This window comes from Arthrobacter sp. NPDC058192 (assembly GCF_042883665.1).
In the GTDB taxonomy this organism is placed as follows: domain Bacteria; phylum Actinomycetota; class Actinomycetes; order Actinomycetales; family Micrococcaceae; genus Arthrobacter.
The window spans coordinates 95,999-114,061 of the sequence record NZ_JBHVVJ010000002.1 but is presented as its reverse complement, the minus strand read 5'-3'; the positions used below and the strand labels follow the sequence as shown (position 1 = coordinate 114,061).

Annotated in this window: 18 protein-coding genes; 11 read left to right on the top strand and 7 right to left on the bottom strand. The window is 69.5% G+C overall.

Annotated elements, in window-relative coordinates:
- Positions 1–10: 10 nt before the first annotated feature.
- The 3 genes from ACFVVK_RS02670 to ACFVVK_RS02660 all read right to left on the bottom strand — a co-directional run bounded on the left by ACFVVK_RS02670 (position 11) and on the right by ACFVVK_RS02660 (position 2,782).
- On the bottom strand, positions 11–757 hold the full coding sequence (locus ACFVVK_RS02670) for an SDR family NAD(P)-dependent oxidoreductase (RefSeq protein ID WP_390263593.1): 747 nt from the start codon (positions 755–757) through the stop codon (positions 11–13).
- 12 nt (positions 758–769) lie between these two features.
- Positions 770–1,717 carry a fumarylacetoacetate hydrolase family protein gene (locus ACFVVK_RS02665; RefSeq protein ID WP_390263076.1) on the bottom strand — a complete coding sequence of 316 codons (948 nt, stop codon included), beginning with the start codon at positions 1,715–1,717 and terminating at the stop codon, positions 770–772.
- A 213-nt stretch (positions 1,718–1,930) separates the two neighbouring features.
- Positions 1,931–2,782 carry a LysR family transcriptional regulator gene (locus ACFVVK_RS02660; protein ID WP_390263073.1) on the bottom strand — a complete coding sequence of 284 codons (852 nt, stop codon included), beginning with the start codon at positions 2,780–2,782 and terminating at the stop codon, positions 1,931–1,933.
- Between the two features lie 85 nt (positions 2,783–2,867).
- Between ACFVVK_RS02660 and ACFVVK_RS02655 the strand changes: the two genes are divergently transcribed.
- From ACFVVK_RS02655 to ACFVVK_RS02635, 5 genes are all read left to right on the top strand, one after another.
- Positions 2,868–3,725: a DMT family transporter gene (locus ACFVVK_RS02655; protein WP_390263070.1), complete on the top strand. Its 858-nt coding sequence runs from the start codon at positions 2,868–2,870 to the stop codon at positions 3,723–3,725.
- Positions 3,726–3,912: 187 nt separating this feature from the next.
- Entirely contained in the window at positions 3,913–4,824 is a 912-nt protein-coding gene (locus tag ACFVVK_RS02650) for an alpha/beta hydrolase fold domain-containing protein (protein ID WP_390263067.1), read from the top strand.
- A 146-nt stretch (positions 4,825–4,970) separates the two neighbouring features.
- Positions 4,971–5,852, top strand: a complete 882-nt coding sequence (locus ACFVVK_RS02645; protein WP_390263064.1) for a fumarylacetoacetate hydrolase family protein — start codon at positions 4,971–4,973, stop codon at positions 5,850–5,852.
- The gene (locus ACFVVK_RS02640; protein WP_390263061.1) at positions 5,852–7,648 is read left to right on the top strand and encodes an FAD-dependent monooxygenase; all 1,797 of its coding nucleotides are present in this window, start codon (positions 5,852–5,854) and stop codon (positions 7,646–7,648) included. Before ACFVVK_RS02645 ends, ACFVVK_RS02640 begins: the two co-directional genes overlap by 1 nt.
- Positions 7,626–8,870 (top strand): DUF3500 domain-containing protein, encoded by a 1,245-nt coding sequence (locus ACFVVK_RS02635; protein ID WP_390263058.1) that lies wholly within the window; start codon positions 7,626–7,628, stop codon positions 8,868–8,870. The genes ACFVVK_RS02640 and ACFVVK_RS02635 overlap by 23 nt, the downstream gene beginning before the upstream one ends.
- Before the next feature lie 128 nt (positions 8,871–8,998).
- Here the strand turns inward: ACFVVK_RS02635 and ACFVVK_RS02630 are convergent, their stop codons facing one another.
- Complete coding sequence (locus ACFVVK_RS02630) at positions 8,999–10,066, bottom strand: quercetin 2,3-dioxygenase (protein ID WP_390263055.1); 1,068 nt, start codon at positions 10,064–10,066, stop codon at positions 8,999–9,001.
- Positions 10,067–10,399: 333 nt separating this feature from the next.
- On the opposite strand from ACFVVK_RS02630, the gene ACFVVK_RS02625 reads away from it, so the two are divergent.
- Together ACFVVK_RS02625 and ACFVVK_RS02620 are read left to right on the top strand one after the other, a co-directional pair.
- Positions 10,400–10,573 carry a hypothetical protein gene (locus tag ACFVVK_RS02625; RefSeq protein WP_390263052.1) on the top strand — a complete coding sequence of 58 codons (174 nt, stop codon included), beginning with the start codon at positions 10,400–10,402 and terminating at the stop codon, positions 10,571–10,573.
- 336 nt (positions 10,574–10,909) lie between these two features.
- Positions 10,910–11,254 carry a YegP family protein gene (locus ACFVVK_RS02620; RefSeq protein WP_390263049.1) on the top strand — a complete coding sequence of 115 codons (345 nt, stop codon included), beginning with the start codon at positions 10,910–10,912 and terminating at the stop codon, positions 11,252–11,254.
- Positions 11,255–11,274: 20 nt separating this feature from the next.
- On the opposite strand, the gene ACFVVK_RS02615 is transcribed toward ACFVVK_RS02620, so the two are convergent.
- The gene (locus ACFVVK_RS02615; RefSeq protein ID WP_390263046.1) at positions 11,275–11,541 is read right to left on the bottom strand and encodes a hypothetical protein; all 267 of its coding nucleotides are present in this window, start codon (positions 11,539–11,541) and stop codon (positions 11,275–11,277) included.
- A 98-nt stretch (positions 11,542–11,639) separates the two neighbouring features.
- Positions 11,640–12,077 (bottom strand): hypothetical protein, encoded by a 438-nt coding sequence (locus tag ACFVVK_RS02610; protein WP_390263044.1) that lies wholly within the window; start codon positions 12,075–12,077, stop codon positions 11,640–11,642.
- An 809-nt stretch (positions 12,078–12,886) separates the two neighbouring features.
- On the opposite strand from ACFVVK_RS02610, the gene ACFVVK_RS02605 reads away from it, so the two are divergent.
- The 4 genes from ACFVVK_RS02605 to ACFVVK_RS02590 all read left to right on the top strand — a co-directional run bounded on the left by ACFVVK_RS02605 (position 12,887) and on the right by ACFVVK_RS02590 (position 17,400).
- Positions 12,887–13,396: a sigma-70 family RNA polymerase sigma factor gene (locus tag ACFVVK_RS02605; protein ID WP_390263041.1), complete on the top strand. Its 510-nt coding sequence runs from the start codon at positions 12,887–12,889 to the stop codon at positions 13,394–13,396.
- Positions 13,393–14,133: an anti-sigma factor family protein gene (locus ACFVVK_RS02600; protein ID WP_390263038.1), complete on the top strand. Its 741-nt coding sequence runs from the start codon at positions 13,393–13,395 to the stop codon at positions 14,131–14,133. The genes ACFVVK_RS02605 and ACFVVK_RS02600 overlap by 4 nt, the downstream gene beginning before the upstream one ends.
- A gap of 61 nt (positions 14,134–14,194) precedes the next feature.
- Entirely contained in the window at positions 14,195–16,873 is a 2,679-nt protein-coding gene (gene hrpB / locus ACFVVK_RS02595; protein WP_390263035.1) for an ATP-dependent helicase HrpB, read from the top strand.
- A gap of 314 nt (positions 16,874–17,187) precedes the next feature.
- On the top strand, positions 17,188–17,400 hold the full coding sequence (locus ACFVVK_RS02590; RefSeq protein ID WP_390263033.1) for a hypothetical protein: 213 nt from the start codon (positions 17,188–17,190) through the stop codon (positions 17,398–17,400).
- Here ACFVVK_RS02590 and ACFVVK_RS02585 read toward each other — a convergent pair.
- Positions 17,381–18,028, bottom strand: coding sequence for a hypothetical protein (locus ACFVVK_RS02585; protein WP_390263030.1), 648 nt, complete (start codon positions 18,026–18,028; stop codon positions 17,381–17,383). The two genes, ACFVVK_RS02590 and ACFVVK_RS02585, sit on opposite strands and share 20 nt — an antisense overlap.
- Positions 18,029–18,063 lie beyond the last annotated feature (35 nt).

Sequence of the window (18,063 nt, the reverse complement as noted above, 5' to 3'; positions counted from 1 at the left end):
GATGGTTGGCCTACTGCGCCGCGGCCCGGAGGCGCAGTGCCTGGAGGCCGCCGTCGACCGCTATGGACGTACCCGTGGTGGAGCCGGAGAGCGGGCTGGCCAAGTAGACGACAGCTCCCGCGACTTCATCCGCAGTGACGAGCCGGCCGTGCGGTTGCCGGCGGTTCAGGGCCACGCGTTCGGCGTCGGGATCGGCAGCCGCGTCCAGCAGCCGCCCGACCCAGGGCGTGTCCGCGGTGCCGGGGTTGACGCAATTGACCCGGATGCCTTCCCGTAGGTGGTCAGCAGCCATGGCCTGGGTGAGGGAGAGTACGGCCCCCTTGGTGGCGCTGTAGAGGGCGCGTTGGGGGAGCCCGGCGGTAGCAGCAATGGAGCAGGTGTTCACGACGGCGGCCGACGGCGACTGGCGCAGCAGCGGTAGCGCCGCGCGGGTGACCCGGACCATGCCCACGACGTTAATGTCCCAGACACGGTGCCATTCGGCGTCGTCATTGTCCTCGATAGTGCCGAGGGCGCCCGCCCCCGCGTTGTTGATGACGATGTCGAGCCGGCCAAACGAGGTCCGCACTTTCTCGAGGGCGGACCGCACCGAGGCGTCGTCGGAGACGTCGCAGACCAGGCCGTATTGGCCCTCCGGCAAGTCGATGGGGTTGAGGTCCAGCACGGCAACAGAGGCGCCGCACTCCTGCAGGCGGGCGGATATGGCGGCACCGATCCCGGATGCTCCGCCGGTGACGACGGCGACGAGCGCCGTCATGTCAGGCCCCACCTAAGCTTCCTTGCTCGGGCTGGCGGCGGCTTTTGCGTAGCGGTGCCGCTCCGCGGCGCCGGCGCGGGCCGGTGGCTGCGGCGCGGGAGTCCGCACGTAAGTTTGACGCTGCCGGCCCAGGCCCGCTATCTCGAGGTCGACGACGTCGCCATCCTGCAAGTAAGGGTAGCGGCCGGAGAGGGCCACCCCTTCCGGTGTGCCGGTGAGGATGACGTCCCCCGGTTCCAGGAGCATGTACTGGCTCACGTGGTGCACCACCGTCGCGACATCGAAGATCAGGTCCGCGGTGGTCGAATCCTGGCGCTCTGCTCCGTTCACCCAGCTGCGGAGCCGGAGGTTGCGCGGGTCGACCTCGTCGGCCGGTACCAGCCACGGCCCCAACGGCGTGGACTTGGGAAGGGATTTGCCCTTGGTCCACTGTCCGGCCGCGCCCGGAAGCTGGTACTCGCGTTCGGAGAGGTCGTTGGCCACGAGGTAACCCGCGACAGCGGCCATGGCCTCCGCGGGCGTGTCCAGGTAGCTGGCTTCCCGCCCGATAACGATGCCCAGCTCCACTTCCCAGTCGTACTTGCGGCTGTTCGGCGGTATTGGAGCATCGTCGTAGGGTCCGGCGACAGTGTTGTTCGGTTTCAGGAATACGACCGGGGTCTCGGGCGGAGCGGACCCGGACTCCGCGGCGTGGGCGGCGTAGTTCATGCCGATGCAGATCAGGTTGTTGGGCCGGGCGAGTGGGGCTCCCGTCCGCAGGCCGGCGGCCCCGGGCAGGACGGGCAGTGCGCCCGCCGCCAGGGCGGAGCGAAGCCGTGCGACACCGTCGGCAGCCAGGAAGGCCCCGTCGATGTCCGAGGTGAGGCTGCTCGCGTCATACGCCACTTCGCCGCCCTCCTCTGTCGAAGCGTAAACGACGGGTATCTCGTATCCTGCTGGGCCCAGCCGCGCGATCTTCACTTCTGTACTATCCCTTCGGTCGACTTCAGAGGGTGTCCGCGGCGCAGCGTCTTTGACTGGACCGGCGGTAAACATCGGAGTTCTTGGCGGTCACGTGAAGAGGCCGCCGTTCATGTTTGGCATGATTATAGTCACATCGGCTGCCGCCCACGCTCATACATCCGATGTTTCTGCGCGGCGGCGCAGCCGAGGAGTGTCCGTCGTACGGGTGCGTCAGGTATAGAGGCCGCGCAGCAAATCAATGACCTTCTGGCGGTCCTGCGGCGGATCTGCCTTGGACCAGGCGAGGTAGACGGGAACCGGCGGGGCATCCCGCACCAGCCGGTAGACCACGCCCTGGCGCCGGTATTGGTGGGCCGTTGATTCGGCGGTGATGCCGCGGGCTTGGCCGCTTCCAATGACGGTCAGCCAGTCGTCGACGTCGTGGATGGGGACGAATTTGTGCGGCTGACCGCCCTCGGGCCACAGGGCCGGTGTGGTGGAGCCCGTCCGGGTGTCCACCGCGAGGGCGGACTCTGCCACTTGGGCGAGGGTGACTGACCGCCTGGCCGCCAGCGGATCGTCGGAGGACATCGCGCAATACCGCTTTTCCTCTCCGCATGAAACGTACTCCACTCCGGCGGGCACAGGTGTGCGGCGCAGGATCGCGTAGTCAGCGGTCCCTTCTGCAAGGCCGGCGGTGGAACTGTTGGTCCGGACAAGCCGGAGTTCGGCGGGCGCGAGCTCGGTCGCCCACCGGCGCTGGAACTCCGTGGTGTGCGCCCCCACCGCGGACCAGGCGTAGCCGATGCGCACTGTGCCACCGGCAGCGCGGGCTTCCCGTGCAAGCTCATCCAGGGTGGCAAGGGCACGCCGGGCATGGATCATGGCGCGTTCACCCGCCGGGGTGAGAGCCACGCTCCGGGTAGTCCGCGCCACGAGCTTCACGCCCAGCGCCGTCTCCAGCGCCGCGACGTTCCTCGACACGGCCGCTTGGGAGATGCCCAGGTCGATGGCGGCATCGGTGAAAGTTCCGGCGTCGACGAGTGCCGCCAGGCAGCGGAGCTGGCGCAGTTCGAGATCCATACGCCCAGTGTATTCATGCATGAAGCGTATAAATAGCGCTGCTGATGCATTTAGCGGATGAGGGCCGCGGGCGGACACTTCCTTCATGACCAACGGAAGCAGGAAGTCTGCGGGGGCGGCCGGGGCGGCCACGCTCGTGGCGAGCGCATTGTCCAATCAGCTTGGGGCCGCCAGCGGCTCCTTTGCCTTCCCGGCGATCGGGCCGGTGGGGGTGGTCGCGGTGCGCCAGCTCGTGGCCGCCGCGGTGCTCCTGCCGATCGTCCGGCCCAAGCTCCGCTCGCTCACCTGGCAGCAGTGGTGGCCGGTGCTGCTGCTGGCCCTGGTCTTCGGAACCATGAACCTGTCCCTGTACTCCTCAATCCAGCGGATCGGACTGGGGCTGGCCGTGACGCTCGAGTTCCTGGGCCCGCTGGCCGTGGCGCTGTTCAGTTCCCGCAGCAAGGTGGGTGCCTTGTGCGCGGTGGCGGCGGCTGCGGGAGTGGTCGCGATCACCCGGCCGGAAGCGTCCACGGACTATGTCGGCATTGCTTTCGGGCTCACTGCCGCGGGCGGCTGGGCGGCGTACATCCTCCTCAACCGCACCGTGGGCCGGCGGATACCGGGTGTCCAGGGCACGGCAGCCGCGACGGGCGTTTCTGCCACCCTCTTCCTGCCGTTGGCTGTCCTCGTCCTGGTCAACCAGCGGCCCGACGGCTTCACGATGCTGTGCGCCGCGGGGGCGGGCGTGCTTGCCTCCGTCGTGCCCTACCTTGCCGACCTCATCGCACTGCGACGGGTCCCGGCCAACCTGTTCGGCGTTCTGATGAGCGTCAACCCGGTGTTTGCGGCCGTTATTGGGGCCGTCGCGCTCCAGGAGGACCTGGGGACCTCCCAGTGGTGCGGCATAACCCTGATCGTCGCCGCCAACGCCGGCGTGCTGCTGCGGGACCGCACCGCCCGTTAGGCGGGCCCGGAGGGCTGGGCGGCGGCGTATCGGCCTCCGGCCGCCGAAGAAGGATCTACCCCGACGCGCCCTCCGCGAAGCCGTTCCAATGATTGAAATACCCGGTAGGTGCACCCGCCGGAATGAGACAGTCTTGGGAACAGGCCGGACCGCGACGGAAACCGGCCCGGCAAACGGAAAGGAGCCGATGATGACGAATGGTTGCGTAGTGCGCGGCATCGAATTCGCCCGCACGGGCGACGACGGCTCCCGTCCGCTGCTGTTGGACCTCTACCTGCCGGAACCGGCTCTGCCTGGCCTGGATCTGATGGGCACGGATCCGGCGCCGGCGCACGGCCAGGCCCCCCGGCCCGCCGTCGTCCATTTCCACGGCGGCGGCTGGCGCATGGGCGAGAGGTCCTCCCTGGGTCCCGTCCTGGACGGCCTCGGCTTCAGCGCCTTCGACCGGCTCCTGGACACCGGGTTCGTGGTGGCCTCGGCCGACTACCGGCTCAGCCATGAAGCGCAGTATCCCGCCCAGCTGCATGACGCGAAGGCCGCCGTCCGCTGGCTGAGGAACCACGCCGCGGACTACAACGTCGATCCGGACCGGATCTACGCCTGGGGTGACTCGGCGGGCGGTCATCTGGCCAGCCTCGTGGGCCTCACCGGCATCAGCGCCGAGGACAGTTCCGTCGCAGCGGTTGCTGCCTGGTATCCGCCCACTGACCTGGGGCGGATGGCCGAACAAAGCCCGCCCGACGCCGTCGTCCGGGCAGATGATCCCGGGTCCCGCGAGGAACTCTTGATCGGGGCCGTACTCGCGGACGAGCCGGAGAAAGCTGCAGCCGCGAGCCCCGTCCGCTATGTCAGTGCCTCGGCCCCGCCCTTCTTCCTGGCGCACGGGACAGCCGACCGCTTTGTTCCCGCCGCCCAATCTGCGTCGCTGGCAGCAGCGCTGGAAAGTGCCGGGGCCGACGTCGAGCTTCTGCTGGTCGACGACGCGGACCATATGTGGACCCTGCCCGACCAAAGCTTGGCCGCGGCCGAAAGGGCAATGGGAGCAACGGTTTCCTTCTTCCTGCGGCGGTCCCGGACGCCGGATGCGCCCACCCCCTGACTCGAACCACCGCAGATCTGGGCCACCGCACCGTTCACGCTGGCGGGCCCCACCGGGGTTCACCTGGTCTTCAAATGCAGGCCCCCGCCTGCCGTGCTCACCTCCCAACACCCGCTAATTCCGGCGGCACCAGAAAGGCCCACCACATGCAGTTCATTGGCATCAACCACGACGGCGGGGCATGGGCGGCGGCCCTCTTCGGCTCACGCGTGGTCCCGCTGGCACCCGTTCCGGATTTCTGGGCCGACCCCGCCGGGTGGCAGGAAAAGGCGCTCGCCCTGGCGTCCGACGTCGGCACCACCGCCGGCGCCGCTGCCCCCGGCGCGCCGGACCGCGCCGCCGTCACCGAAGTGCCGCTCGTCCCCGCCTCTGCACGGGTCATCTGCGTGGGCCTGAACTACAAGGCCCACGCCGCCGAAGGCAGCTACAAGGACCAGGACCTGCCGCCGTACCCCACCCTGTTCGGCCGCTGGACCGCGTCCCTCTCGGTGGGCAACGTCCCCGTGCCCGTGCCTGCCGGCGAAGCTGGCTTGGACTGGGAAGGCGAAGTGGCCGCGTACATCGGCCAGCGCGTGGAATCCGCCGACGAGGTCACCGCGGCCGAAGCCGTTTTCGGCTACTCGACCTTCAACGACATCACCGCCCGCAGGGCCCAAAAGCTCACCACCCAGTGGACCCTGGGCAAAAACGGCGACTTCAGCGGGCCCCTCGGACCGCTGGTGAGCCGCGACGAGGCCGGCGACCTCCGGGACGGCCTCCAAGTGCGGACCAGGGTGAACGGCATCGAGGCCCAGAACGGCAACACCCGGGACATGATCTTCTCCGTCCCCGCCATCATTTCGCTCATCAGCCAGACCCTGACCCTGCACCCGGGCGACGTGATCGCCACCGGAACGCCCGAAGGCGTGGGCTATGCGCGCACCCCGCAGTGGCTGCTGCAGCCCGGCGACACAGTCGAGGTGGAGATCGAGCGGCTCGGCACCCTGATCACCCCCGTGGGCGACCTGTCCCTCCGGAGCCGTGCCTGATGGTCACGCGGCACTCCGCGTTGCCCGACGAGATCCCGGGGCAGGTGCAGGTCCTCATCTCCGGCGGTGGTCCCAGCGGGCTCTTCCTTGCCCTGGACCTCGCCGCCCGAGGCATCGCCACCCTGGTCATTGAACCCCGCGACGCCGTGGATCCCACCCGGCCGCGGGCCAAGACCACCAATGCGCGCACCATGACCCACCTGCGCCGGCTGGGACTCGCGGACGCGCTCCGCGCCGCGGCCCCGCTGGCCGTGGACTACGCCCAGGACGTGATCTTCTGCACCGGCATCGCCGGCCCGGAAGCCCATGAGCTGCGCAGATTCCGCCAGGCATTCCAGCTGGTGCCCGGCCGCTACGACCCGCAGCCCGAGTGCGGCCAGCAGGTTCCGCAGCCGGTGCTCGAAGAGGTGCTCCGAGAGGCTGCCGCCGGGAGTCCGCTCATCACCCTGCTCACCGGCTGGACAGTGGAGGCGGTGGACATGTCCGACGGTGACGGTGCCGCGGCCGTCGCAGGCAGGACGCCCGTCGCCGTGGGGGTTTCCGACGCTTCCGGCCGGACCCGCAGTGTCACCGCCGGCTTCGTGATCGGGGCCGACGGCGGTTCGTCCGCGGTGCGCCGCCGCCTGGGCCTCCGCCTCGAAGGCGGCTCGGCGGCACTGTCCAACATCAGCATCCTGTTCCGCTCCAGGGAATTGGGTTCCGCCATCACCCTGGACCCCGCAGTCCAGTACTGGGTGGTCGGCGCCGACACCGCCGGCATGGTCGGTCCGATGGACCTTGACGACACGTGGTGGGCCATCGTCCAGGGCGTCGACCCCCAGACAGCTGTCAGTTCCGGCGACGCGGCGGCCATGGTCCGATCGCTGGTCGGGACAGAGGCAGTCAATATTGATGTAGAGGTGGTGGCCACGGACCCCTGGACCGCCCGTATGCTGCTGGCGCCCGAATACAGCCGCGGCAGCATCTTCCTGGTGGGCGATGCTGCCCATCTGAACCCGCCGTGGGGCGGACACGGCTTCAACACCTGCATCGGCGACGCCGCCAACCTGGCCTGGAAGCTTGCGGCCGCGCTGCAGGGATGGGCCGGCCCCGGCCTGCTGGACAGCTACGGACGCGAACGCCGCCCCGTGGCGGAGCGGACCATCCGGGATGCCGCGGCGAACGGCGAGGCTCTTGCCTACCACTTTGCCGATCCGCTGCTGGTTGCAGCCGGCCCCGACGGTGAGGCCGCACGCCAGGCCGCGTTCGAGGCGCTCGCCGTGAAGCAGAGCGAGTTCGATTCCCTGGGCCTGGTCCTCGGCTACGCGTACGGCGGGTCACCCGTGGTGGTGCCGGACGGGTCTCCGGTCCCGGCCGAGGACCCCACCCGGTATGTTCCCGCCGCCAGTCCCGGGGCACTGTTGCCGCACGTCTGGCTGGGTGATGGCACATCCGTGTACAGCAGGCTGGGCCAGGGCTTTACGCTGCTGGCCGACGCCGGAACACTGGACGGCGTGCCGGCGGAGCACGTCTTCGCACCGGTCCTGGACGCGGCGGCCCGGCAGGGCATTCCGGTGACCGTTGCCGCCGTCGGGCCCTCCGACGACGGGACCCCGCCGTCCGAACTCTGGGGGGCAGCTGCCGTGCTGGTCCGTCCGGACCAGCACGTGGCATGGCGGGGCAGCTCGGCGGAGGCCGCCGCGGCCGCCCTGGCCGTGGCCGCGGGTTGGACTGCGCCGCGGGCTCCCGCTCCGCGCGGCGCCGAGCCCCAGGACCAGCACGAAAGGAAAACCCGTGTCAGTGCCGTCATTCCGTGATTTTCTCTTTACGCCGGACCACCCGCGGGTGGCGGAAATCCGTGGCTTGAACGCCCGCGAATACGCGGCGGCGGCCATATCGGATTCGTTCGCCGGACCGATGATTGCGGGCTGGAGGAAACTGTATCCGCAACCGTTTGTGGGCGTGACCAGCGACGGTGTGCTCCGCGACGGGCTGTTTCCTCTCCAGGCCGCCCGCGCGGGGGAGGAGGCCCCGGCCGCGGAGATGGCCGCGGCCGCCCGGAAACTGCTCTCGGTCCTCACGCCGGAGCAGGACCGGCGGTTGAGCTATGCCGTGGACGCCCCAGAATGGCAAAGCTGGGCCAACCCGGAGTTCATGCAGCATGACACCGGCCTCCGCCTCGACGAAGTGGACGGGCCGGTCCGCGACGCGGCCCTCGCCGTGGTGGAAGCCAGCCTGAGCGCGGAAGGCTTTGAGCTGGTCCGGAACCTCATGCGGATCAACGGCTTCCTGGGGGACCTGGTGGAGCTGCCGCTGCTGATGAACGAGTTCAGCTACAACTTCGCGCTGTACGGCGAACCGTCCGAGACCGCGCCGTGGGGTTGGCAGATCTTCGGGCACCACGCGGCACTGAACTGCCTCGTGGCCGGGACCCAGCTGGTGCTGTCGCCCGTGTTCCTGGGGGCGGAACCGGACGTGATCGACGCCGGCCCGCACCGCGGCGTGAAGGTCTTCAAGGAACGGATCACCCTGGCCCGGCAGCTCATGGGTTCCCTGCCGGACACACTCCGGAAGGAAGCCGTGGTGTACGCGTCCATGGTGGACCCGGCCATGCCCGATGGCCGGGTTCATCCCGGCGATGAACGCCACCTCGGCGGATGCTTCCAGGACAACCGGGTGATCCCCTATGAGGGCATCCGGGTCAGCGACATGCCGGCCCGGGCCGTGGCGGTGCTCGATGCAGTCGTGGACGACTTCATCGCCTACCTCCCGCACGGCCCGCGCAAGGCACGGCGCCGGGAGATCCGGGAGCACTACGGCGAGAGCTTCTTCAGCTGGATCGGCGGCTGGGAGGACCAGGAGGCGTTTTACTTCCGGCTGCAGAGCCCGGTCGTGGTGCTGGAACTCGACCACCACACCGGCGTCTTCCTGAGCAACGACACCCCCGCCCCCTTCCACATGCACACCGTGGTGCGAACCCCCAACGGCAACGACTACGGCCGCGAGCTGGTGCGCCAATTCCCGTCGACTGCTCCGTAACCGCCCTTTGGGGCCCGACAAGGGCACTGGATGGGGAGCAATCGATGGATCCAGGAAACAGATGAGGCTCGGACTCCAGGGGAGTCCGAGCCTCATCTTGCTTTGGGGTCCGAAAGGTCCGGCGGCGCCTAGATGTCCAGGGCCGCGCGGCGCTGCGGCGGGGGACCCACCACTGTCAGGTCCATCTCGGCCTGGGCCCGGCCGAAGCCCTCCATGTCCATGTAGGGCTCGCCGCCCTCGGTGTACATGTAGTCCTCCGTGGGCTTGTTGAAGTACTCGAAGAAGCCATTGAAGACCGACGGCGTGAGGAAACCGATCATCTGGGTGTTGTGGGAATCGAAGGCGAAGGAGTGGATGGTTCCCGCCGGAGCGTGCAGGAAGTCGCCCTTGGTCAGCAGAACCTCCCGGCCGTTGGCGTAGATCCACATCCGGCCCTCGGTGCACACGAAGTTTTCGGTGTGCTCCGAATGGAAGTGCAGCGGGATGTACGGGGACTTGGCCCCCTTGGTGTGAACGGCGAAGTAGTTCGATCCCGTGTTCGCTGGCCGGGACAGGTAGGTGAACATGGTCTGGTAGCTGACCATCCGCTCGCCTTCGCCGGCGCTGAGGAAGTACGGGCTCTGCGCGGCCGGCAATCCGGCGTCCTGCCGGAACGTGGGCGCCGCACGCTCCACATCAGCGAACGTGATGCCGAATTCGGCGCCCACTTCCGCCTGCTCCTGACGGCTGGCTGACCGGCCGGCACGGACGGGGGGGACGTGGGAGTCGATGGGGGTGCCGACGCGCTCGTAGTAGGCCTCGGCGCCGCCTGGGGTCATCCAGTTCAGGAACCGGGTGTAGTGGCTAGCCATCCGGTACGCATGCGGGGTCCCCGGCGGGATCACCACGGAATCCCCTGGCGTCAGGATCCGGCTCTCGCCCGCCAGCCAGACGTGCAGGATGCCGTCGAAGACGTACAGCGTCTTGTGTTCCACGGCGTGGGTCACGAAGGGCGATTCGGCCCCCATGCCGCCGGAGATGTAGGCGGCGCTGAAAATCCCGCCGGTATCCGCGGCGCGGGCGATGACAGTGACCAGTTGGCCGTTGAGCTCATAACGGGCGCCCTCGCCGGAAGCCATATAGTAGGGGACGGCTTCGCCCGGCAGCACATTCGCCACCGGGAGCTGAGTGTTCATTTCCTCAACGCTGAGGGACATCGGATCCTTCTTTCCTGTCAGTGGACCGCGGGCTGTCCCTAACACTGCCTCCGATTCTCCGCCCGGACCACATCCGTTTCCAATGGATGAAACACTTCGGCTGATGTCCTCCTCTCGGGTCCGCTGATTTCCACATGTGCGCCCGGGGGCCGGGCGGGAGTTTCGAGGCGGCCAGCGGACTCCGGCCCCACGGCCTAAACGCCGGCAAGGTTCCCCGGTACGGTCGAAAGTCCCTGTTTCCGTGTCGGTCCCGGCGGCTAGTGTTGTTTGAGGCGCATGGCGGTCCCTAATTCGAGCCGGTGCGCCCCCAATGCCAAGGAAACGGGGGGTACGTTGTCCAACGATGTAACAGTGACCGTCACGGCCGGTGACCCGGGCTGGACGGCGGCGATGGAGCCGCCGGACCGGAGCGCCGCCGTCGCGCCGCGCTGGGACGGAATCAGCCCTCCGTTGTCCCCGGCCGCCAGCCGGGCTGACTACTGTCCCGACCACTGGCCGCCCCTGTAGCGGCATTCCGAGGGGCACGCTTTGGAGTTGCCCTGTTTAAATCCCCAATCTCGGGCCTCGACGGTCGGTGCCCGCTGTCGAGCGTTCCGGCAGTCCCGATGGCGGCCGCTTTCAAGCGCGGGCCGTGTGGACTTCCGTTTACCCAGGATTTACGTGTGTGACCTTGTGGGTGTTCCAAGGTCACACACAGACTGATCAGAGAGTCTGACGTTCTGTTTGGTCACCGACACCAACCGGACATGAACCAGACAAACCATGTGGGCACCGGCGAAGCCTTGCCCCCTATTCCGTGGCAACGACGCCCGGAACGGGAGCCCACACATTAGGAGGATCGTTATGGCAGGCACATTTGAACTCTTTGTAGATGCCGATGCGTACTTTAGGTTTCGGCTTAGGGCGCCGGACGGGGAAGTGCTGGTGGTGTCCAAGGCTTTCGCGGACAAACCAGCGGCCGTTGCTGGCATAAGTGCCGTCCGTGAGTACGCCGGCATGGGGCTGATCAGTGACCTGTGCCCGGCGGAGACGACGGCAAATCTGGAGGCGCGGCGGCCGCGCGCCGCGTCCTCGCCGGCGACTGGTGTGGACCGGCGAGTGCGCGACAACGAGCTCCGCATCCACGCCAGGGCCCTCCGCCGGCCGGTGCACGGTCCGGGCGCGGCCGGAGTTGCCCCAAGGCGGTGACGGCGTCCCAGGATTAGCCTTTATGGGTCCATGCCTGCGTGAACTGGAACGAACTCGATCCTGTTCACAGGATGGACCGTCTTCCGGGGTGCCCGCGAGAACCCCTTGGCGTCCAGATGGTTCTCCGCCCGGTAGACGGCCAGGGCCTCGTCATAGACCCGGTTGAGCCGGCGCCCGGAGTAGATCTGCTCGGAGCCGTCCGTGAACGTGATGCTGATGAGCGTCTTGTCCGGGAAATGGCGGTTCATGCGGATGAAGCCGTCGGCGTCCTGCCTGAGACTGATCATGTGGTTCCCACTTTCGAGATTGTGAAGTCCAGTCTCCCGTTTTCCTTCTGTCGAATCCAACGGCTTGGCGGTGAGCGCCGGATCGGGAAAATGCGCGCCTACTCGGCGGCATAGGCGTCGACCGCTTGTTCCAACACGGGGCTGTACAGGTCCCAGGAGTCGGCGGGCGCGGCGGCGACCAGGACACTGCTACCGCGTGTTCCCGCAACGAGGCAGGCGATTTCCCGGTATTGATGCGCGCCAACGCGTGTGACGTACGTGTCCTCCACGCACGAACCGAGGCCGCCCCGGAACGACATTCCGGCCCGGTTCGAGAGCCGTTGCGCGGAGGCGGCGTGTTCGCCGGTGAGGTGGGCAAGCCGAAACTCGGGCCAATTCGACTGCGACTCATCGCTTTGTCGCGGCGTTGCGTTGAGATAGATCCCGAGGCCACCGTCCGGCGCGGTGACGGTCGCGGAGACGGTCCCGCGGTCACCCGGCACGGGAGTTGCGTCGGGCGGAATGGGCAGCACTGCCGTTGCGTCCGGCAGTTCCATGGACCGCCACCCTGCCGGGGCCGGCCGCGCGTGGAACCAGGCGAACGCTGGCGCCCGGGCTTCCGGAGCCGCAGTGTTCTGGCTAACAGGACCGTGTGCGCAGCCGCTGGCGAGCACCGACGTCGTCCCTATCAACCCGACGACCAGCCTGGCCGCCCGACGGCGCCATCCTGGCGCCGCACGAGTGCTACCTGTTGCCGTCACCGTCGTCCGGTCCTCCGTTGTTGTCGGCATCATGATCGTTGCCGCCAAGTGCCGGGGCGGGCGTCCGGACCATCGGGGCCCGAGCTACCGGAGCCGGGACCATGGGCCGCGATTCGGGGACAGGCCGCCGGATCATCGGGGCCGGGGCCGTCGGGGCCGGCGCCACGGGGCGGGGTGCGGGGGCTGGCCGGCGGAGCACCGGGGCTGGAGCCACTGGGGCAGGGACCATGGGACGGATGGCGCGCGGTGCCGAGCCCACTGGAGCCCGGGCGGGCGCCGCGGGGACCAGGGGAGCGGGGGCGGCCGGGTGTACGGGAGCCGGCGCGGGACTCCGCGTCACGACCGTGGCCGGGTAAGGTGCCCGCGTTGTTGTGGGCCCGGCAAAGCAGGCTCCGAGCGCTAGCGTCGTGCCCAGCGCAGCGGCAGCATACGCCGGACGGGAAATCTTCATCATGTTCTCCTCGGGACAGGCCCGGCCGTCGTGGTCGGGCTCGTTCCTGTTACGAGAACGGAAGCCGAGGGGTTCAACCCAGGCCCCCGGGGCCCGCATCCGGCGCAAGTGAACTGACAGCGGGCCGGCGTCGTCCTATCTCCAGGAGGCCGAAATGTCCGATCAGGAGGCAGAGCTCCTGCGTTCGCTGCAGGAGTCCTATGGCCCGGCGCTGCGGCGGTTCGTCACCCGTCTCACGGGGGACAACATGCTGGCCGACGACGTCGTGCAGGAAACGCTGATCCGCGCCTGGCAGCACCCGGCGATTCTGCAGCGCCCGGAGGCGGCTGTGCGGGCCTGGCTTTACACCGTGGCCCGTCATCTGGTCATCGATGACCGGCGCAGCGCCCGCCGGCGGCACGAGACTCAAACGGAACAGCTGCTGCCGGAGATTCCGGACGCCGACCGGGTCGACAGGATCCTGGACGGGTGGATCGTATCGGATGCCTTGGCCGGGCTGTCCGCAGACCACAGGGCGGTCATCATCCACGCGTATTTCCGCAGGGAGACTACGGCCGAAATCGCGCAAAGCCTCCAACTGGCGGAGGGAACTGTGAAGTCCCGGTTGCACTACGCGCTGCGGGCGATGCGCCTGGCCCTGCAGGAAGGGGGCGTGACGCCATGAGCTCCCACGGCACGGATGCATACCGCAGTTGGGATGCCGCGTATGTGCTGGGATCGTTGGTGTCCTCCGAGCGCCATGAGTTCGAAGAACACCTGGCTGGTTGCGCCGGATGCAGGGCCGCCGTGGCCGAGCTCGCCGGATTGCCCTCTCTGCTGGCCGCCCTTTCACCTGAGGAGGCACTTGCCCTGGGGCGCGCTGACCGCGAAAGGCCGACTCTGGCGGTGCTTCCGGGGCTGGCGAAGAAGGTCCAGCGCGGACGCCGGCGGGTGCGCCTTGCCGTTGCCGGACTCCTGGTGGGCGCAGCGGCCGCGTCGGGCGCCGTCACCGTTGCCGTCACGGCTCCGGCCCCGCGGGCCGTGCAGACGCAGACGGACTCCGCAACGGCCCTGAACTTCACCCCTGTGCTCGACAGCACGCTGGTGGCGAAGGGTTCCCTCACCCGGCAGCCGTGGGGAACGCGGATCGACTGGGAGTGCACGTACACGCCGTCGCCGGCAGAGGTCCCGGCGCCAGCGGGCTCGGGCGGGCATCCCAGCACTGAGGAGTACGGTTTGGTGGTTGTCGACGCCAGGGGCGCCACCACCCAGGTGGCCACGTGGACGGCAACACCGGGGACGGTCGCGACGCCGACGGCAACCACCCTTATCCGGGCGGCCGACATCCGCCGTGTCGAGATCCGGTCCGTCGCCAGCGGACGAACGATCCTGAGCGCGAGCCCTAAGACCGGGGTCCAGTGAACCGCCCCGGCGAACCACCCGCCGTAAGGTGCCGGAACAGAATTCCAGAGACAATGGAGGCGTGACTTCCGCAACCGCACCCCTGGACCCAGCCTGCTCCCAGGGGCCCTTCGACCTCGTCTCCATTGGGGCGGGCCTCACTTTCGCGGGCTCGTTGGGGGAGCTCGCGGCAGCACTGCAAGGCGGGGGTGCCGGAGCGTCCGCGGTGGTGCAGGCGCCTCCCGGCACCGGCAAGACCACGCTGGTACCTCCGCTGCTCGCCAACATGGCGGCCCGCAGGATCGACAGCCGCAACAGCGGCGGGCGTCCGCGGATCGTTGTCACCCAACCGCGCCGGGTGGCGGCCCGTTCCGCAGCCCGCCGACTGTCGGCCCTGGGCGGCACCCGGCTTGGTGACCGTGTCGGCTACACAGTCCGTGGAGAACGCCAGACCGGTCCCGGGACCCTGATTGAGTTCGTTACCCCGGGCATCCTGCTGCGGCGGCTCCTCGCCGATCCGGGCCTCGAGGGCACGGACGCCGTGATCCTCGATGAGGTCCACGAACGCGGGCTGGAGACCGACCTCCTCCTCGGCATGCTCACCGAGGTCCGCCAGCTGCGCGGCGACCTCACGCTCGTCGCCATGTCGGCGACCCTAGACGCCCGCCGCTTCGCCGCCCTGCTTGGTGGGGCAGCGGTTGGTGAGGCGGCAGCCGGAAACAACGCCGGCGGCCCGGCGCCGGTTATTGACTGTCCCTCCGCGCTGTTCCCGCTCGACGTCGAGTGGGCGCCGGCAGCGGCGCCCCGGCTGGACGAACGGGGCGTGGCCCGGGCCTTCCTTGACCACGTGGCCGACACGGCCGCTGCCGGGCACGCCGCCGCGCTGGCTGCCGGTCGGGACCTTGACGCCCTGGTGTTCGTTCCGGGGGCCCGGGAGGTCTCCTACGTTGCAGCGAGACTTCGGGGCCGCAGCCGGGCTGAAATCCTGGAACTCCACGGCCAGGCCGGCCCGGCCGAGCAGGACCGCGCCGTCTCCGGCCGCGATCCCGGCGGGGCCGCCCGCATCATCGTCTCCACTGCGCTCGCCGAATCCTCCCTCACCGTCCCTGGCGTCCGGCTGGTCATCGATTCCGGGCTGTCACGCGAGCCGCGCCGCGATGCCAGCCGCGGGATGTCCGGCCTCGTGACGGTATCCTGCTCACGGGCCTCCGCGGAACAGCGCGCCGGCCGCGCCGCACGCCAGGGGCCGGGCACGGTAATCCGCTGCTATGACCAGCGGGCCTTTGGCGCCGCGCCGGCCCACCAGACGCCGGAAATCGCTACGGCCGACCTGGCCGGTGCCGCCCTGGTCCTGGCCTGTTGGGGCGCGCCCGGGGGCAAGGGTCTGGCCCTGCCGGACGCACCGCCACAGGCTGCGATGGACGAGGCAGTCGAAGTGCTCCGGGAACTTGGCGCCGTGGCGCCGGACGGCCACGCGACCGCATTGGGCAAGATCCTGGCCCGGGTCCCGACGGATCCCCGGCTGGCTCGCGCGCTGCTGGACGGCGCCGCGACGGTGGGCCACCGCACGGCGGCCGAGGCCGTTGCCCTGGTCTCGGGGGACCAGCGCGCCCCGGGTGCAGACCTAAGCCGTCTGGCGGCCGCGCTGCGGGCCCGTAGTGATCCCGGATCCCGGCGCTGGGCCGAGGACGTGCGGCGGATGGAGGGGATCGCACGTCAGGAGTCCTCCGGCGTCGCGCCTTCAGCGCCTGCCGGGAGCGTGGGCGCCGCGGAGGCGGTCGGATTCGTCGTCGCGCTGGCCTTCCCGGACCGGGTGGCGCGCCGTGTGCCAGGCGACGGGCCGGACCGGTACCTGCTGACCTCCGGGACGCGGGCCGGGCTGCCGGCCGGCAGCGGCCTGTCAGGGCACGAGTGGCTGGCCGTGGCCGAGGTCTCCCGCGCGCAGGGCCGTGACGCCGCGGGCACCGGCGCCGTCATCCGCTCCGCGGCGCCGCTGACGGCCGGCACCGCCGCCGGCGCTGCCCGCCATCTCCTGGCCGAAACCCTCGCGGCGCAGTTCAACCAGGGCCGGGTCACGGCCCGGCGCGAACGCCGCCTTGGCGCGATCCTCCTCTCGTCCACCCCAGTCCGGCCGTCCGCTGAGGAGGGCCGGACGGCCGTGGCCCGCGCGTTGGCACGCGAGGGGCTGGGGACCATCGGATGGTCGGCGGCGGCCGAGGCGCTGCGCCGCCGGCTTGCCCTCCTGCACCGGGAGCTCGGCGCGCCCTGGCCGGATGTTTCCGAACCGGCGCTGCTGGCCCGGCTGGACGAGTGGCTCGCACCGGAGCTTGCCGCGCTGGCCGGCGGGGCTGCCACCGCCGGGATCGACCTGGCCGTTCCGCTGAGCCGGCTGCTGCCCTGGCCCGAGGCAGCCCGGCTGGGGGAACTGGTGCCCGAGTCGCTGGAGGTGCCGAGCGGATCGCGGATCCGGATCGACTATCCGGACGTGGAAGGTGGCGGGCGGCCGGTGGTGGCGGTCAAGCTGCAGGAGTGCTTTGGCTGGGCCGAATCGCCGCGGCTGGCAGACGGCCGGGTGCCGGTGCTCTTCCACCTGCTCTCCCCGGCCCGCCGGCCTCTGGCCGTGACGGACGACCTCGCTTCGTTCTGGTCCGGGCCCTACGCCCAAGTCCGGGCGGAAATGCGCGGCCGCTACCCCAAGCACCCCTGGCCCGAGGACCCCTGGACCGCCACGGCGACGGCACGCACCAAGCCGCGAAGCTAGGACGTGCGGCGCGGAATACCGTTGCGGGAATTTCACAGCCATGGCATCCAGTATTCACCCGCATGAAACACCGTGTGCCGCACACTGGAAGCAGAACCGGACGTGCACACCGCAGCCTGTTCCTTCGCCCGCCGGACCGGATCCGGCCGGCCGCCCGCCGAGCGGGCCGCGCACCCTCGCGTGCGCCAGCCATCGCCTCCCGCGCCCGAAACCCAGATTCCTGGGCGGCTGGGGCTGGAGCTAGTCCGCCCACGGATGGCGGGCGCGGCGCAGGGCGCCACCTTTGATCCCAGACCTCTCGGAAGGACCACGCCATGATCAAGACAAGAACGGACCTCGTGCTGGAAATCGAGGCCGAGAACGCCGCCCTCCTCGCCGACGAACTGGAAGCTGCTGTCCGGGTCGCCCGCTCCAGGGCCATGCAGGACTGCCGGCACGGCATCCTCGTCACCCGCCACAGCCACACGCTGTTCACGGTGGCCGTCAGCGGCGAGGTCCCGTTCGGGCTTACCGTCGAGCGCGGGTGACCGCCTGGTTGGCCGCCGCGCGGGTGCGGGGCAACACGAAGCCGGCCGCCACCAGCCACGCCAGACCGCCGAAACGGGCGACCGGCAGGAGGAACTGCAGTGGTTCGATCGTCATCGAGAGGAAGCTCACCTCAGCCACTGCGGCGAGCACAAGTCCGGCCCAGCCGAACCAGCCCGGTCCCAAGCGAAGCACGAGGAAGGGGACTGCCATGCCGGCAACGAGGAGCCCCAACCCGGTCGCGTAGCCGACGCCGCCCGTGATGAAGGCCAGAAAAACCAAACCATGGGTCAGAACCACATCCGTCGTGATCTCCGGTCGGCTCACCACCCAGACGAGCATGGCCGACACCATCAGCATCAAGGATGCCGTGATGCCGCCGAAGAACGCGATGGCCGGCCCGGGCACCCTCACGCCGAGTCGGAGCTGCCGGGCATACACCGTGGCGGCGTAGATTCCAAGCGGAACCGCGGAACCGAACTGCAGCATCGACCCCACGCGCACGGCTACCGGGTTGTCGCGGAAAAACGTTGCCACCGTGTCCGATGGAGCGAACGGGCCCACGAACTGCTGGCCCCCGCTCAGCACAGCGGTGAGGACCAGCCCTGCCAGCATTAAGAGCAGACTCACAGCCGCGAGGATTCCCGGGTTGGGACCAGACGGCC

Bases quoted from the DNA above. Each gene is read 5' to 3' on its own strand.
- ACFVVK_RS02670 (WP_390263593.1), bottom strand. From the start codon at position 757: ATGACGGCGCTCGTCGCCGTCGTCACCGGCGGAGCATCCGGGATCGGT.
- ACFVVK_RS02660 (WP_390263073.1), bottom strand. From the start codon at position 2,782: ATGGATCTCGAACTGCGCCAGCTCCGCTGCCTGGCGGCACTCGTCGAC.
- ACFVVK_RS02655 (WP_390263070.1), top strand. From the start codon at position 2,868: ATGACCAACGGAAGCAGGAAGTCTGCGGGGGCGGCCGGGGCGGCCACG.
- ACFVVK_RS02650 (WP_390263067.1), top strand. From the start codon at position 3,913: ATGATGACGAATGGTTGCGTAGTGCGCGGCATCGAATTCGCCCGCACG.
- ACFVVK_RS02645 (WP_390263064.1), top strand. From the start codon at position 4,971: ATGCAGTTCATTGGCATCAACCACGACGGCGGGGCATGGGCGGCGGCC.
- ACFVVK_RS02640 (WP_390263061.1), top strand. From the start codon at position 5,852: ATGGTCACGCGGCACTCCGCGTTGCCCGACGAGATCCCGGGGCAGGTG.
- ACFVVK_RS02630 (WP_390263055.1), bottom strand. From the start codon at position 10,066: ATGTCCCTCAGCGTTGAGGAAATGAACACTCAGCTCCCGGTGGCGAAT.
- ACFVVK_RS02620 (WP_390263049.1), top strand. From the start codon at position 10,910: ATGGCAGGCACATTTGAACTCTTTGTAGATGCCGATGCGTACTTTAGG.
- ACFVVK_RS02615 (WP_390263046.1), bottom strand. From the start codon at position 11,541: ATGATCAGTCTCAGGCAGGACGCCGACGGCTTCATCCGCATGAACCGC.
- ACFVVK_RS02610 (WP_390263044.1), bottom strand. From the start codon at position 12,077: ATGGAACTGCCGGACGCAACGGCAGTGCTGCCCATTCCGCCCGACGCA.
- ACFVVK_RS02605 (WP_390263041.1), top strand. From the start codon at position 12,887: ATGTCCGATCAGGAGGCAGAGCTCCTGCGTTCGCTGCAGGAGTCCTAT.
- ACFVVK_RS02600 (WP_390263038.1), top strand. From the start codon at position 13,393: ATGAGCTCCCACGGCACGGATGCATACCGCAGTTGGGATGCCGCGTAT.
- ACFVVK_RS02590 (WP_390263033.1), top strand. From the start codon at position 17,188: ATGATCAAGACAAGAACGGACCTCGTGCTGGAAATCGAGGCCGAGAAC.